Genomic DNA, 12966 nt, shown 5'->3' with positions numbered 1-12966 from the left:
CTCCTGTGGTGTCACTGAACGGCTTCGCTGTTGGCTCTGTCGTTGATCGCGGAGATCTCCTCCACCCAGCGCTGGCGCTCCTTGTGCTCGAGCAGGAGCACGTCCTCGTGCGACCAGTGGAAGTGGTAGGCGACGAAGGCTACCTCCCTGTACAGCGCGGACAGGGGGTAGCCTACGATCCCCCCGGGCTGTTCATCTCCATCGCGAACTCGTGCGCGCACTTCGGGCAGGCGGCCTCGATCGTGGCGCGGCCGCTGCGGTTGATGCGGTTGTAGAACTCCTGCAGGTAGGCCAGGTCGGCCGCGTAGAGGCCCTCGACCACCTTGGGCGTGACCTGCCCCACCGAGCCGAGCCGCGACAGCACGCGCGACAGCAGGATGATGGTCAGGTAGGCCTCGTTGCCCTGCACCCGCGGGTCGCGCAGCGGCAGGATCTCGTCAGCCGCGGTGGCCAGGCGCATCACGCCCTCGCGATGCAGGTCGCCGTCGGCGTCGACATACCCCAGCGGCAGCGTGAACTCGAACTCGGTCTGGAACATGGTGCACCCCGGTTCAGGCGCGCTCGACGCGTTCGCAGCTCACCGTCAGCGCGTCCAGCGACACGTCGTTGCCCTTGGCGTTGAAGTCCGGCCCGTCGTACTTGCTGGGCCAGGCGCTGAAGAAGTTCCAGCGCACCTTCTCCTGCCCCGCGTCGTCCTGCAGGATGATCGAGCCGTTGCGCCGGTCGATGGTCCCGTTGACCGCGGCCAGGTGCCAGTCGTAGAGCTCGCGCGAGTCGGTCACGCCCCACTTGAGCGTGATGTCGGGATAGGACACCTTGCCGGGCAGCTTGCGCACGGTGGCGACCTCGCCGCCCTCGCGGTACTCGACCACCTCGATGTTGGAGCCGAAGCCGCTGCACTCCGCGAAGCCGGCCTGCACGATGCCGTCGATCTCCACCAGGAAGCGGAAGTTGCGATAGGGATCTTTTCTGGCCATGTCTGCTCTCCTCAGGCGCCGGTGTTCTGCTGGATGCGGAAGATGACGAACTCCGCGGGCTTGACGACCGCCACGCCGATCTCGGTGATGACGCGCCCGGCCTCGCGCTCGCTGGCCGGATTGGTCTCGAGGTCGCACTTGACGAAGAAGGCTTCCTTCGCTGTCGCGCCGAACAGCGCGCCGTCGCGCCACTGGTTGTAGAGGAAGTCGCTGACCGAGCGGATGATCCGCTGCCACAGCGCCGGCGAGTTGGGCTCGAAGACGACGAACTGCGTGCCCTCGTCGATCGATTCCTTCAGGAAGTTCATGAAGCGCCGCACGTTGAGGTAGCGGTATTCCCCGTTGCGGTCGCCGCCGAGCGTGCGCGCGCCGTAGACCATCGGCGAGCCGCCGAAGGGCCGGATCACGTTGATGCCGGGGGGGTTCAGGCTGACCTGCTTGTCCTTGCCCATCGGCCGCTCCAGGTCGACGATGCCGATCACGCCCTCGTTGGCCGGTGCCTTGTGCACGCCGCGCGTGGCGTCCACGCGGGCCCAGATGCCGGCCACGTGGCCGCTGGGCGGCTGGTCGATCAGCTCGGTCTCCGGCCCGGTGCCGGTGAACAGCGGATTGAAGACCTTGACCCACGGGAAGTAGATCGCGCCGTAGCTGAACTTGTCCGGCGTGGACGGGCCGCCGCCGGGCATGGGGCCGCCGTAGATGTCGGCGGGCGTGCTGTCGGAGGCGGGCGCGTGCTCGCCGTCGAGCACGGCCACCCGGTCCTGCATCTCGAAGCAGTGGTCCATCAGCTGGACCTTGGCGGCGGTGCCCTGCGCGCCGGGCGCGGCGACGATGGCGATGTCGTCGAAGGCCTTGAGCGTCTCCAGCGGCGCCTGCAGGTTGGCCAGCCCGCCGGCCGCGACCGGCACCACGTAGCAGGTGGTGCCGCCGTTGGCGAAGAAGCCGAACACCGCCAGCGCCAGCATGCGGTTGGCGGTGGTGTGGATGGGCGTCGTCGGCGTGGCGCCGGCGCCGACGATGAAGGTGGCGAACTCGCCCCAGTTGGTGAACTTCCTCGGTTTGCCGACATCGGCCGGATCGAGCCGGTCGGCCACGCCGATGAAGGCGGCCGTGCTGGTGCCCACGCCGGCGATCGGCCGGGCGACGGGCGGGACTTCTTCGACGTAGACGCCGGGTGCGAAATAGTTAGCCATCGATGCCCTCTCTCGGTCAGATCAACTGCACGTCGTAGCCCGCGACCGCGGGGGCCGGGACGACGATGGCACGGTCCCGCGTGACGGCGCCCGCCGTCACGCGCAGGGTGTAGCTGCCCGCCGCGACGGCCGACAGCGAGAACTTGCCTTCGGCGTCGGTCAGCGTGCTGCGGCCGCGCCCCAGCAGCTGGACGCCGGCATTGGCCACCGGCACCGACGCGTTGTCGCGCACCACGCCGCCGATGCGGAAGAACGGCGCTTCCAGCGCCGCGCCGTCGGGCAGCGATTCCAGGCGGATCTCGCTGGTGATGACGCTGGGATAGGTCTCGGTCTCGAAGACCTCCAGCGACACCGTCACCGACAGCAGCAGCGAGGCCTTGATCCGGTTGCCGATCGCGGCCCAGAACTCCGCCGGGTTGCGCACGCCGTCGGGCTGCACCATCAGCATCGGCAGCGGCGGCTCCTGCGCCTGCAGCGCCGGCGTCAGGAAGGCCGGCGGGATCACCGGCGAACCGGCGATCAGCTGCAGCACCTGGCCCAGCAGCTGGTGCTCCTGCTTGGGCAGGTCGGTGCCGCCGACCGGCCAGGCGGTGACCAGGTAGAGGCAGTTGGCGCGCCACGCTGGCGGCACCACGAGCGACTGGCCGCCGACTCGGCGCGTCACCGGCTCGTTGCTGCGCAGCTCCAGGTGCTCGCGCACCTCGAACAGGAACAGGTTGACCGTGGTCTGGTCGAGCGCGTACGGATCGGTCGGCCGGTCGAAGCGGATCGCCGCGTCGCGCAGCGGCGGCGCCAGCCCCGGCTGCTTGAAGAAGGCCTCCAGGCTGTCGGTGACCTCATGCAGCATGACGATCTCCCGGCCGGGCCAACGCCTCCACGCGCGCCGCGTAGGGGCCGAACTCGCTGCCGGCGACGCGCCGGCCGGACTTCTCGATCTCGCGCCGCGCGGCCCACAGCAGGTGCTCGGTCTTGAGCTCGCCGCCCTGCTCCGCCGCCAGGAAGGCCGCGGCCACCGCGATGTTCTTCACCGCGCCGCCGGGCACCTTGAAGTTGGCGGCCAGGAAACCCAGGTCCAGGTCCTGGCTGCGCGGCACCTTGGGCGGCCAGATCGATTCCCACAGCCGGCGCCGGCTGTCCTCGTCGGGGAACGGGAAGTCGACGATGAAGCCGAGCCGGCGGGTGAAGGCCACGTCCAGGTTCTGCCGCAGGTTGGTCGCCAGGATGCTCAGGCCCTCGTGTTCATCGAGCTTCTGCAGCAGGTAGGCGACTTCGATGTTGGCGTAGCGGTCGTGCGCGTCCTGCACCGTGGTGCGCTTGCCGAAGAGCGCGTCGCACTCGTCGAAGAACAGGATCGCGTTGCCCGCGCGCGCCTCGAGGAACAGGCGGTCGATGCTCTTCTCGGTTTCGCCGATGTACTTGCTGACGACCTGCGACAGGTCGATCTTGAACAGGTCCAGTCCGAGGTCGTTGGCGATGACCTCCACCGCCATCGTCTTGCCGGTGCCGGGCGGGCCGCTGAACAGCGCGCTCAGGCCCTTGCCGACGGAGAGCTTGCGATCGAAGCCCCAGTCGCCGAACACGACATGGCGAAAGCGCGCCTGGCGGCAGATCTCCTTCAGCTGGGCGATCGCGTCCGGCGGCAACACGAGGTCGTTCCAGACATGCAGCGGGGCGAGCTTGCGCGCCAGCGTGCCGGGGTCGCGCGAGAGCTGCTGGCGCGCGGCCCGGGCCAGCGCGGCCGGGTCGGGCGTGGTCTGCTCCAAGGCGGACTGGCGCGCCGCATGCGCCGTGGCGGCGGCGATCTGCGCCTCGTCGAGGGGATACCGCGCGGCGAGGTCATCGAGGGCGCGGGGATCGAGCTCGATGCGCTGGCCGCGCAGGCCGGCGGTCCAGGCGGCACGGCGGTCGCGGAAGCCGGCCGCGGCCACCGGCACCGACGCCATGCCGCGAAAGCGCGGATCGCAGGGCCGGGCGCCCGACATCACGATCACGAGCCCCGTCGCCGGCGTCCGCGCCGCGAGGGCCTGGGCCAGCGTGCCGCGCTCCGCGTTCGTCAGCGCGTCATGCCCCTGCAGGTGGACGACCGCCGACAGCAGGTGCGCCTCGCGCAGCAGCAGTTCGAGCGTGGTCGCGAACTGGTCGGCCGGATCGGCGGCGCGCACGAGGTCGACGACGATCAGCGACTGCCCCAGCCGCGCCGCGAGCTTCGCCGCCGCGGCCTCCTGGCCGGCACTGGATTCGCCCTCCAGGTAGAACTGCGGGCCGCTGCCGTCGGCCAGCGCCTTGGACAGGCTCAGCGCCAGCGTGTCGGCCGCTCCGCCCTCGCCGGCCTCGGGCGCCGCGGTGAACCGCGCCACGCCGCGCAACCGCGCGTCCAGCCAGGGCTGGCCCAGCAGCAGCCGCACCACCGGCTCCTCGAGCTTGATCGCCTGCGACAGCAGCGGCGTGCCGATCGCGCCGGCATCGCCGGCCAGTTGCACCAGCCGGTGCCGCACCAGCGGCGCCTCGGGACCGAAGCGGGCGCGCGCGAGGATCTTGGCGTCGCGCGACGCGCACAGCAGGTTGAGCACGAGGTCGACGGTGGGCCTGCGCCGCGTCACGTCGTCCTGCAGGTAGGCATAGAGCCGCTCGTAGCGCAGGTCGACCTCGGGCGCGAGCGCGACCAGCACGATGTCCAGGTCGATGGTGTCGAGCCCGAAGGCCTGCTGCAGCCATGGGAAACGCGAGCTCTCGGGCATCGGCGGCGGCGCGGCGGGCTCCACGGCGCCGGCACCCGGGCCGTGGCCGGCCAGCCACGGTTCGCCGGGCCCCTGGCGGACGAGCCGCTGCACGTCCTGCGTCGTGACGTAGAGGCCGCGATACGGCTCGGGCTGCGCGCCCGCGGCCGCCGGGACCGCCGCGGCATCGGCGGCGTTGGCGGCGCGCTCGAGCATGCGGTCCAGCCGGCCGAGCGCGGCCCACAGGCCTTCCATCTGGAAGTCCGGCGGGCGGTTCGAGGCGATGGCGGGCATGGCGGTGCGCATCCGTCAATGCCGCGCGGGCGGCAAGGCGCGATAGACGGTGCTGCCGTCGACCTGGGTGATGACCTCGATGCGGCCATCGGCCACCAGCAGCACCAGCGCCGCCTCGGCGGCGCTGCGCAGGTCGTCGCGCTGCTGCCGCACCAGCCACCAATCGCAGATGCCATCGATGGAATCGCAGGCGCCGGGATGCGCGATGACGTAGCGCAGGATCATCGCGGCCACGTCGGCGCTGGACGGAGGGGTGGTCATGCCGGCTGACCATGCGTAAACCGTGCCAGGTGGCCGGCCCGCCTCAAGTCCTTGATTTGATTGAGGCAATCGTGATCTGCGTCACATCGTCCGAGTCACCGCCGACACGGACCCGCGCGACCGCGGGCAAGGCCGCGATGCCGTCGTGGCGGGCCTCGCGAGGCCCTGTGTCGATCGCGACACGGCCGTGTCGCGATGGCACGGATGGCCCGATCGCGCCCGGGTTGTAACGGTCGTCAACATTAGGGAGGTGCTCGGCAAACGGCCTTCCGTACACTGCCTGCCGACCGATGTCAGGCCAGGGAGGCGACACGATGAGCACCCCAACCAAGGCTCACCCGGGGACGCTGGACGCGATGCTCGTGGGCACGTCCGCGGGCTTGCGCAAGGCGCTGGACCTGGTGGCACGCTATGCCGATTGCGCGGCGCCGGTGCTGGTGGTCGGCGAGACCGGCACCGGCAAGGACCTGGTGGCGCGCGCCATCCACTACCTGGGGCCGCGGCGCGATGGCGCCTTCATTCCCGTCAACTGCGGCGCGCTGCCGGACACGCTGATCGAGAGCGAGCTGTTCGGCCACGCGCGCGGCGCCTTCACCGACGCGGCGCGCACGCGCCGGGGCCTGGTGCGCGAGGCCGAAGGCGGCACGCTGTTCCTCGACGAGATCGAGGCGCTGTCGCCGCGCGGCCAGGTGGTGCTGCTGCGCTTCCTGCAGGACGCGTCGTTCCGCGCGGTCGGCGACGACCAGACGCACAAGGCCGACGTGCGCATCGTCGCGGCCTGCAACGTCGACCTGTTCTCACTGTCGCAGCAAGGCGGCTTCCGCTCGGACCTGTTCTTCCGGCTGGACGTGCTGCGGGTGGACCTGCCGCCGCTGCGCGAGCGGCCGGAGGACCTCGACCTGCTGGTGCCGCACCTGCTGCGCGGCGTGGCGCAGACCACCACCGGGCCGCCCAAGGCGATCAGCGACGAGGCGCTGGCGCTGCTGCGATCGCTGAGCTGGCCGGGCAATGTGCGCGAGCTCGAGCACACGCTGGTGCGAGCCTGCCTGAGCACGACGGCGGGCTGCATCGACGTCGACACGCTGCTCACCAGCTCACCGGGGCTGCGGGAAGCGGCGGCGCAGCGCAGTGGCGAACGCGGCTGCGCCTCCTTGCGCGAAGCCAAGCGCGCGGCGGTGGTCAACGTCGAGCGTCAGTTCGTGATGGAGGCGATGGCCGTCGGAAACGGCAACATCAGCGAGGCCGCGCGCATCTGCAACATGCAGCGGGCCACGCTGAGCAAGCTGGTGAAGAAACACGGCGACGCGCTGGCCTGCCGGGACCGCGGCGCGGCCAAGCCGGCGGATACCGGCCGGTCGCTGTACCTGACGACCACTTCGCCGACCATCCGGACCTCGAAGTGACCGGGCTGCTGGCCCTCGATAACCCGACGCAGGGCCGAGCGTGTTGGCGCGCAAAGGAAGGCCTCGGCTGCTACCGGCATGCAGCTTCCCCGATCGCCGATTCACCGCTCAGCCTCCTCCAGGTCATTCCCCGCCCCGACCAACCTCCCCCGGATCACCGCATTCACCTCAGCCCCATAGATCAGCGTCGCCGCGCTGAGGTAGAGGAACACCAGCGTGGCCACCACGCCGGCGAAGCTGCCGTACAGCAGCGCCAGCTTGCCGGCGCTGCGCAGCGAGTACGACAGCACCGCCACCAGCGCCACCCACAGCGCCGCGCCGACGACGGCGCCGGGCAGCACGGTGCGCAGGCGCTGGCGGATGTCGGGCAGCCAGCCATACAGCAGCGCGTACAGCACGGTGAGCATCGGGAATGCCAGGCCGTAGCGCACGCTGTTGCGCAGCCAGAGCGTCTCCTTGCCCACGCCGGTGCTGCGCTCCAGCGCCTCCCACACGTAGGGCATGACGATGATGGAACTGAAGGTGAGGAGGATGCCGCCACCGACGACCACGGTGAACACCGTCACCTTCAGGCGCGCCCGCCAGAACGACAGCCCGCGCTCGATGCCGTAGGACCGGTTGAGCGCGGTGCGGACTGCCTGCATGCCGGAGGACGCGGTCCACAGCGTGACGAACAGGCCGATGGTCACCAGCGTCTGGCTGCGCTGCGCCAGCACCTGGTCGACGACCGGCTGCAAGGCGCCGCGCACCAGCGGCGGCGCGTACTCGGCCACACGCCGCGCCAGCGCCGCGGCATCGCCGGGAGCGCCGATGTACGCCGCGCCCGCGGACAGCAGCACCAGCAGCGGAAACATCGACAGCACCATCGAGAACGCCATGCTGCCCGCCTGGTTGGCGCTCTGGTGGAGCACGTAGTTGCGCACGGCCAGCAGCAGCACGCCCAGGCCAGGCGCATGAACAGCCGCATGTCGAAGTCGATGCCAGAGCGTCGGGCGTGTCACGAAGGGCTCAGTTGAAGGTCTCCGACAGGCTCACGCGCTGCCGCCAGGCGTGGTCGACGCGGCCGTCGAGCGAGCCGTCGTGCTGGGCGAAGTAGCGCGACGGGCAGTCACCGTAACAGCGCATCCACACCTTGGCCAGGTGGGCGGAATCGGTGAACCCGGACGCCTGCGCGATGCTGGTCAGCGCGCGGCCGCTGCCGAAGAACATCGCCGCGCGCTGGATCTTGGCGGCCAGCGCGTACTGCCGCGCCGTGATGCCGAGCGAGCGCACGAAGCCGCGCGAGGCCTGCGCCGCGGACAGGCCCACCGCCGCGCCCAGCGCCGTCAGGTCCAGGGACGGGTCCAGGCGCAATGCGGCCATCATCTGCCGCACGCGGACCTCCAGCGGTCGGTGCGGTGCCACGCTGTCGGCGACGCTGCCGACCAGCAACTGCACCGACGCCTGCAGGCGCCGGCCGCTCAAGGTCCGATGCGCGAAGGCCCGCGCGCAATCGCGCAGGCCGGCAAAGCCGTGGGCGTCGAGCACGCGCACCGGCGCGCGGTCGGGCCAGTGGCTGAAGGTGTTGTAGCGCGGATGGGTGGGCTCCAGGTCGATCAGCACGACGGGTTGCCCGCCCGAGTCGATGGCGCGCCAGGAAAACGGGCGGATCGCCATCAGGTGACCTCGCCACTGCTGGCCGTCGGCGCTGATGCTCAGCGGCTGCGGCGTCAGCGCGCAGGCCAGCGTCGCGGAGTGCCGGCAGACGCGCGACCGCAAGGCCGCGCTGGCGTAGATGAAGCTGTCACCCAGCAGGCCGAGGCGAGGCTCGACGGTGTCGCCAGAGGTCATGGCGGCATGCTCCCGGGCGCGCGTCGCGGCGTCAAGGCGGAACCGCACCGCGCTCCTGGTCATAGCGCACCTGGGCCCGCATCGCCTTCTCCTCCATGCTGCGCGCGGTGGAGGTGTCCTCCCGCATCAGCTCGAGGATCCGGCGCGCGACGGCATCGTCCTGCGCGAACATCTGCCGCGCCGCGTCGGCGCCGAAGTGGCTGGCCCGCAGCGCCTGCATCGCCTGCAGTTGCGCGAGCCCCTCCTCGGGCACCAAGGGCGCCCTGCCCGGCGGGAACGCGGCGGCCTGCGCGTCCTGGTAGGCCTCGAACTGCGCGACCAGCTCGCGCGCCCGCGCGGCGGCGGTCGGCGTCAGCCCCGCCAGTTCCGCGTCCAGGCGCGCAGCCAGCGCGTCGCCTTCATGGAGCGCGAGAAGCGCCTCGACCCGCAGGCGCATCGCCTGGTCGACGACCAGCCGGCCCTGCGCATCGACCCGGAACACGCTGGAGGACGTGCTGGCAAGGTCTGACCCCGCCGACGCCTGCGAGGATGCCGGCGACGCCGATGTCCCCTGCCCCGCGACGACGGGCGTCGTGCCGGGCGGTGTCCCCGATTCGGACGACGACGCCGCGACCGGGGTGCGCGTCCAGGGGAACACCGCGGCGGGTTCCTCCGCGGCCGCCGGGGCGAGCGCCGCGGCGGCCAGCCAGACCAGGAGGATCGCCGAGCCGAGGCCGGCGGCAAGGGCCCAGGCGATGCGCCGGCCCCGAGGTCGATCGGACGGGTGCGACATGGTGTCCTCCTGCGGCTGCGGGCTCAGTACGGGCAGTTCTGGCTGTAGCGGTCGAACACCAGCGCCGTGGCGTAGGCCTCGTGCGGCGCGCCGCAGAGGAAGGGCGAGTAGCGGCTGTCCGCGTCGACGAAGCGCTTCATCCACGCGGTGCCGTAGCGGCCGATCGGCGTGTTGGTGCTGTTGGGCGTGAAGTGGCTCGCGCCGTTGAGCTCGGCATAGGCCTTGAAGGTCGTGGCGGGCAGGCTCGCGTAGAACGGCCGCGCATGCACGGCCACCGAGGCCACCGCGTCGCCATCCGCGCCGACGATCAGCGTCGGCACCCGCACCTGCGTGAAGCTGCTGCTCAGGTTCCACGGCGTCAGCGGCAGCGCGGCCTTGAGCGTCGGGTTGTTCTGCGCGGCGATCAGCGCGCCGCCGCCGCCCATCGAATGTCCCGCCACCGCCAGCCGGGTGCTGTCCACGCGGCTGCGCACCGTGCTGCTCGCGCTGTTGACGACGTGGTTGAGCGCCGCCATCAGCTGCGTGGCGCGGCTGGCGGGCTGGTCGAGCGTGGTGTTGGTGTTGATGGTGATGACCACCAGCCCGTGCGTGGCCAGGCGGCGGCCGAGCCAGGCGACGCTGGACTCCGTGGCGGTGAAGCCCGGGCTGATGGCCACGACGCCGTAGCGCCCGGTCGCGGTGGGGTAGTAGATCGTGCCGCCGCCGAAACCGCGCGCGAGCACCACGTTGCTGGTCGAGACCGCGAACGGTCCGGCGGTGGCATTGAGGCTGGCGGACGTGGGGTCCGGACCGACCTGGGCCGAGGCGCCGGCGGCCGCGAAGGTGCCGCACAGGACCAGGGCGCGCAAGGCGCGTCGCAACGAAGCTGACTGGGTCATGGTGTCTCCCTGAGTGGATGCGCCCGCGATGCAACATGCATCGGGCGAGGCGCAGTCTAGGAAGCACGGCGGCGATGCGCCTTGTATGCAGCGGCGAGGCGCCCCCCTAGGATCATTGAGGGAAAACCCGGGGTCCCGTCGCCCCGCCCGGGTGCCCTGCCCTCGCGCCTCCGGCTCCGCCATCGCTCGGCAAGGACCGCGGCGCCTGGGCCGGTCGCGCCAGCGCTACTCGAGGTCGCCTTCGATGAACGGGTTGTCGGCCTCGTACTCCGCGCGGGTCTTGCGGCGATGGTCGCCCGCGAGGGGCACGGCGGCCATCGCCCGGTCGACGTAGATCTCGGACCGCAGCGGCCAGGCTCGAGCCGCATCGAACAGTCCCGGCATGAGTTCGTAGCCCTTGGGCTGGCCGGCGTCGTCGACGTCGTTGAACCAGAGGTGCGAGCCGCAGCGCGGGCAGAAGGCGCGCTCGGCGAAGGAGGACGAGCGGTAGCGCGTGACCTCGCCCTTGACCGTCACGGCGGAGACGTCGGCGGTGAAGCACAGGAACAGGCCGCCGGTCCATCGCTGGCACATCCGGCAATGGCAGGCGCCGACGCGTGGGTCGTGGTGGCCCGCGACGGTGATCGTGACCGCGCCGCAGAGGCAATGGCCGGTGAGCGTCGAAGCGCTGGCGCTCACGGCGGAGGACGGGTCGGACTCGGCGGTCGTTGGCTGCATGTCGGTGGCTCCGGAAGGTGGCGGCGGGAAGGGGCAACCGGCGCGCCGGGGCCAAGGCCGACGGGCAGCCGGCGGCGTCTGCGCCCTACCGCCTTCCCGCGCCGCCCGCGGCGTTGCCTGGGGGCGGCCCACTGTCGCTCTGCTGCTGCCGATCCTTGATGAAGGCGTCCGCGGCCTCCAGACCCGCGCTGAGTTCGACCTTCTGCAACACGCGCCGCTTGTTGAGGGTCCATTCCTTGACCGGCGCGTCCGGCACGTCGGTCCGGCGCAACTCGGCGAGGAGTTCGCCGCGCGTCACGCCGGTCTCGAGTCGCCCCTGCCACTCGCGCGCCCATTGCGCCATGGCGGCCGGGCCTTGCCCGTTCTGCGCGAGCGTGCCCAGGGCCTGGTACGCCTCGTCCGCCTTGCCGGTCAGCGCATAGGCCAGCGCCGCGAAGCGGGTGAGCGCGTCCACGTCTCGCGCGGCCTGCCAGACGGCAATGACGCCTTGAAACGCGGCGTCATCCGGCGGGTCCGCCGCGGCGACCTCCGCCTTGAACCCTGCGAGCGCGACTTCGGGTGATCGCGGGTTCAACGCCAGCGCGCGTTGCAAGTGCTGCCGCGCCGCCTGGAGATGAGCCGCCCGGGACACGCCTTCGCTGCGCCCCGCAAGACTGAGATGCGCCCTGCCCGCCAGGTAAGGAGCCTCGAAGCCTGTGTCGTCGTCCCGCAGGTCGGCCTCCAGCCGGGAGAGCGCCGCCTGCGGATCACCCCAGTCGATCTGCGCCCGGCTCCAGGTGAGTCGCCCTGGCCGATCCTCCGGGAACCTGGCCGCCAGCTCGGAGGCTTCCTTCAGCAGGGACTCGCCGGCCTGCCGGCCCGGGCAGGACCGCAGGGCTGCGTCCACCAGCACGAACTCGCCCGCTCCCCGCGTGAGCGTCCGGAAGCGGACCGGCGTCGGGGGGAGCGACTGGGGCGCGCCTCGCAGCACTTCCATGCCGCGCTGGCCGTAGCGCCACATCGCCGGGCCGAGCCCCGCGCTTGTCAGGCCAAAGGCCCGTTCGAACGCCGCGGTCGGCGACGCGCCGTCACCGACGAGCCGGAGATAGCGGCTGAGGCGCTTGCGGTTGTCGTCCGAGGACAGTGCGTAGTGCGTCAGCAGCCAGGACTTCGCCTGGAACTCGAGACGCGCGCCGGCTTCGCCGCCATGGCCGTGCGCGTCAGCCAGCCGATGCGCCAGCACATCCTCCCATTCGAGGTGGTACTTGCGCCCCGCCCCCAGGAACCTCAGGTAGCCGGCGACGTCCCTGGGCGCCCGCCCGACGACCGTCTGCTGCGCCGAGAACCGCACGCTGGAGAAGTACTGGGCGAAGCCATCGATGAACCACGCGGGGCTGCGGATGTCGGTATGGCGATAGAGGAAGTGCCGCGCATAGGCCTCGAAGACATGCGTCAGCGAGTCGTTCAGCGGCGCCTTCTCGAGTTGCTCGTCGTCCAGCGCGGCCATGCGTTCCAGGTGAACGCCGAAGCCCTGCACCCCCTCGGCGCAGCGGGTGTACAGGCCGACGGCATCGACCGGCACGCTGCCCGGGACCGCCCGCAGGCCCGACAGGCTGGCGTGGTAGTACAGCGTCAGTTTCGATGCCGGCGGCTCGGCCTGCGACTCGGCGGGGCCGGCCGGCAGGAGGTAGGCCCGCAGCAGCCGGTCCAGCTTCTCCAGGTTGTCCAGCAGGGGCGCGACGTCCTCCTCGCGGGTGTCCGAGTACACGACGAAATGCGGGCTCTCGGCGCGGAACCACGGCGAGACCTCCGTCTTCCTGCCGGCCACTTCGACGCGGTCCAGGTTGGCCGTGCCGGCTTGCTGGGCGCAGGCCGTGCCGGCCGAGAGCAGGACGAGGGTCGCGGCGAGCGCGACCCGGAGCGACATGGGCATGACTGCGAATTG

General features: G+C 71.4%; 14 protein-coding genes. 1 reads left to right on the top strand and 13 read right to left on the bottom strand.

What is annotated here, in order from left to right:
• Positions 1-11 precede the first annotated feature (11 nt).
• The 7 genes from BM393_RS26365 to BM393_RS09885 are packed head-to-tail and all read right to left on the bottom strand — an operon-like array spanning position 12 to position 5442.
• Positions 12-221: a DUF6760 family protein gene (locus tag BM393_RS26365; RefSeq protein ID WP_091724609.1), complete on the bottom strand. Its 210-nt coding sequence runs from the start codon at positions 219-221 to the stop codon at positions 12-14.
• On the bottom strand, positions 173-538 hold the full coding sequence (locus BM393_RS09910; RefSeq protein ID WP_091724608.1) for a hypothetical protein: 366 nt from the start codon (positions 536-538) through the stop codon (positions 173-175). The genes BM393_RS26365 and BM393_RS09910 overlap by 49 nt, the downstream gene beginning before the upstream one ends.
• Positions 539-551: 13 nt before the next feature.
• Positions 552-977, bottom strand: coding sequence for a phage tail protein (locus tag BM393_RS09905; RefSeq protein ID WP_091724607.1), 426 nt, complete (start codon positions 975-977; stop codon positions 552-554).
• 11 nt (positions 978-988) lie between these two features.
• Positions 989-2170, bottom strand: a complete 1182-nt coding sequence (locus BM393_RS09900; RefSeq protein ID WP_091724606.1) for a phage tail sheath C-terminal domain-containing protein — start codon at positions 2168-2170, stop codon at positions 989-991.
• 16 nt (positions 2171-2186) lie between these two features.
• Positions 2187-3017: a Pvc16 family protein gene (locus BM393_RS09895; RefSeq protein ID WP_091724605.1), complete on the bottom strand. Its 831-nt coding sequence runs from the start codon at positions 3015-3017 to the stop codon at positions 2187-2189.
• The gene (locus BM393_RS09890; protein ID WP_141225282.1) at positions 3007-5181 is read right to left on the bottom strand and encodes an ATP-binding protein; all 2175 of its coding nucleotides are present in this window, start codon (positions 5179-5181) and stop codon (positions 3007-3009) included. The genes BM393_RS09895 and BM393_RS09890 overlap by 11 nt, the downstream gene beginning before the upstream one ends.
• A gap of 15 nt (positions 5182-5196) precedes the next feature.
• A complete protein-coding gene (locus tag BM393_RS09885; RefSeq protein ID WP_091724603.1) occupies positions 5197-5442 on the bottom strand; it encodes a hypothetical protein in 246 nt (81 codons plus the stop codon).
• Between the two features lie 314 nt (positions 5443-5756).
• On the opposite strand from BM393_RS09885, the gene BM393_RS09880 reads away from it, so the two are divergent.
• Positions 5757-6845, top strand: coding sequence for a sigma-54-dependent Fis family transcriptional regulator (locus BM393_RS09880; RefSeq protein ID WP_254783319.1), 1089 nt, complete (start codon positions 5757-5759; stop codon positions 6843-6845).
• A gap of 101 nt (positions 6846-6946) precedes the next feature.
• On the opposite strand, the gene BM393_RS09875 is transcribed toward BM393_RS09880, so the two are convergent.
• The 6 genes from BM393_RS09875 to BM393_RS09850 all read right to left on the bottom strand — a co-directional run bounded on the left by BM393_RS09875 (position 6947) and on the right by BM393_RS09850 (position 12954).
• On the bottom strand, positions 6947-7846 hold the full coding sequence (locus BM393_RS09875; RefSeq protein WP_091724601.1) for a YihY/virulence factor BrkB family protein: 900 nt from the start codon (positions 7844-7846) through the stop codon (positions 6947-6949).
• A gap of 7 nt (positions 7847-7853) precedes the next feature.
• Positions 7854-8675: an AraC family transcriptional regulator gene (locus tag BM393_RS09870; protein WP_175538268.1), complete on the bottom strand. Its 822-nt coding sequence runs from the start codon at positions 8673-8675 to the stop codon at positions 7854-7856.
• A 31-nt stretch (positions 8676-8706) separates the two neighbouring features.
• A complete protein-coding gene (locus BM393_RS25690) occupies positions 8707-9447 on the bottom strand; it encodes a lipase secretion chaperone (RefSeq protein WP_091724599.1) in 741 nt (246 codons plus the stop codon).
• 23 nt (positions 9448-9470) lie between these two features.
• Positions 9471-10325: an alpha/beta hydrolase gene (locus BM393_RS09860; protein WP_091724598.1), complete on the bottom strand. Its 855-nt coding sequence runs from the start codon at positions 10323-10325 to the stop codon at positions 9471-9473.
• A 225-nt stretch (positions 10326-10550) separates the two neighbouring features.
• Positions 10551-11042, bottom strand: a complete 492-nt coding sequence (locus BM393_RS09855; RefSeq protein WP_091724597.1) for a GFA family protein — start codon at positions 11040-11042, stop codon at positions 10551-10553.
• 85 nt (positions 11043-11127) lie between these two features.
• Positions 11128-12954: a hypothetical protein gene (locus BM393_RS09850; protein ID WP_091724596.1), complete on the bottom strand. Its 1827-nt coding sequence runs from the start codon at positions 12952-12954 to the stop codon at positions 11128-11130.
• Positions 12955-12966: the final 12 nt, after the last annotated feature.

It is taken from the genome of Mitsuaria sp. PDC51, from assembly GCF_900113225.1.
In the GTDB taxonomy this organism is placed as follows: Bacteria; Pseudomonadota; Gammaproteobacteria; order Burkholderiales; family Burkholderiaceae_C; genus Roseateles.
This window is presented reverse-complemented; position numbering and strand designations above follow the sequence as displayed.

Excerpts from the sequence above, each read along its gene's own strand:
- BM393_RS09910 (WP_091724608.1), bottom strand. The coding sequence starts at position 538 with ATGTTCCAGACCGAGTTCGAGTTCACGCTGCCGCTGGGGTATGTCGAC.
- BM393_RS09905 (WP_091724607.1), bottom strand. The coding sequence starts at position 977 with ATGGCCAGAAAAGATCCCTATCGCAACTTCCGCTTCCTGGTGGAGATC.
- BM393_RS09900 (WP_091724606.1), bottom strand. The coding sequence starts at position 2,170 with ATGGCTAACTATTTCGCACCCGGCGTCTACGTCGAAGAAGTCCCGCCC.
- BM393_RS09895 (WP_091724605.1), bottom strand. The coding sequence starts at position 3,017 with ATGCTGCATGAGGTCACCGACAGCCTGGAGGCCTTCTTCAAGCAGCCG.
- BM393_RS09890 (WP_141225282.1), bottom strand. The coding sequence starts at position 5,181 with ATGCCCGCCATCGCCTCGAACCGCCCGCCGGACTTCCAGATGGAAGGC.
- BM393_RS09885 (WP_091724603.1), bottom strand. The coding sequence starts at position 5,442 with ATGACCACCCCTCCGTCCAGCGCCGACGTGGCCGCGATGATCCTGCGC.
- BM393_RS09880 (WP_254783319.1), top strand. The coding sequence starts at position 5,757 with ATGAGCACCCCAACCAAGGCTCACCCGGGGACGCTGGACGCGATGCTC.
- BM393_RS09870 (WP_175538268.1), bottom strand. The coding sequence starts at position 8,675 with ATGACCTCTGGCGACACCGTCGAGCCTCGCCTCGGCCTGCTGGGTGAC.
- BM393_RS25690 (WP_091724599.1), bottom strand. The coding sequence starts at position 9,447 with ATGTCGCACCCGTCCGATCGACCTCGGGGCCGGCGCATCGCCTGGGCC.
- BM393_RS09860 (WP_091724598.1), bottom strand. The coding sequence starts at position 10,325 with ATGACCCAGTCAGCTTCGTTGCGACGCGCCTTGCGCGCCCTGGTCCTG.
- BM393_RS09855 (WP_091724597.1), bottom strand. The coding sequence starts at position 11,042 with ATGCAGCCAACGACCGCCGAGTCCGACCCGTCCTCCGCCGTGAGCGCC.
- BM393_RS09850 (WP_091724596.1), bottom strand. The coding sequence starts at position 12,954 with ATGCCCATGTCGCTCCGGGTCGCGCTCGCCGCGACCCTCGTCCTGCTC.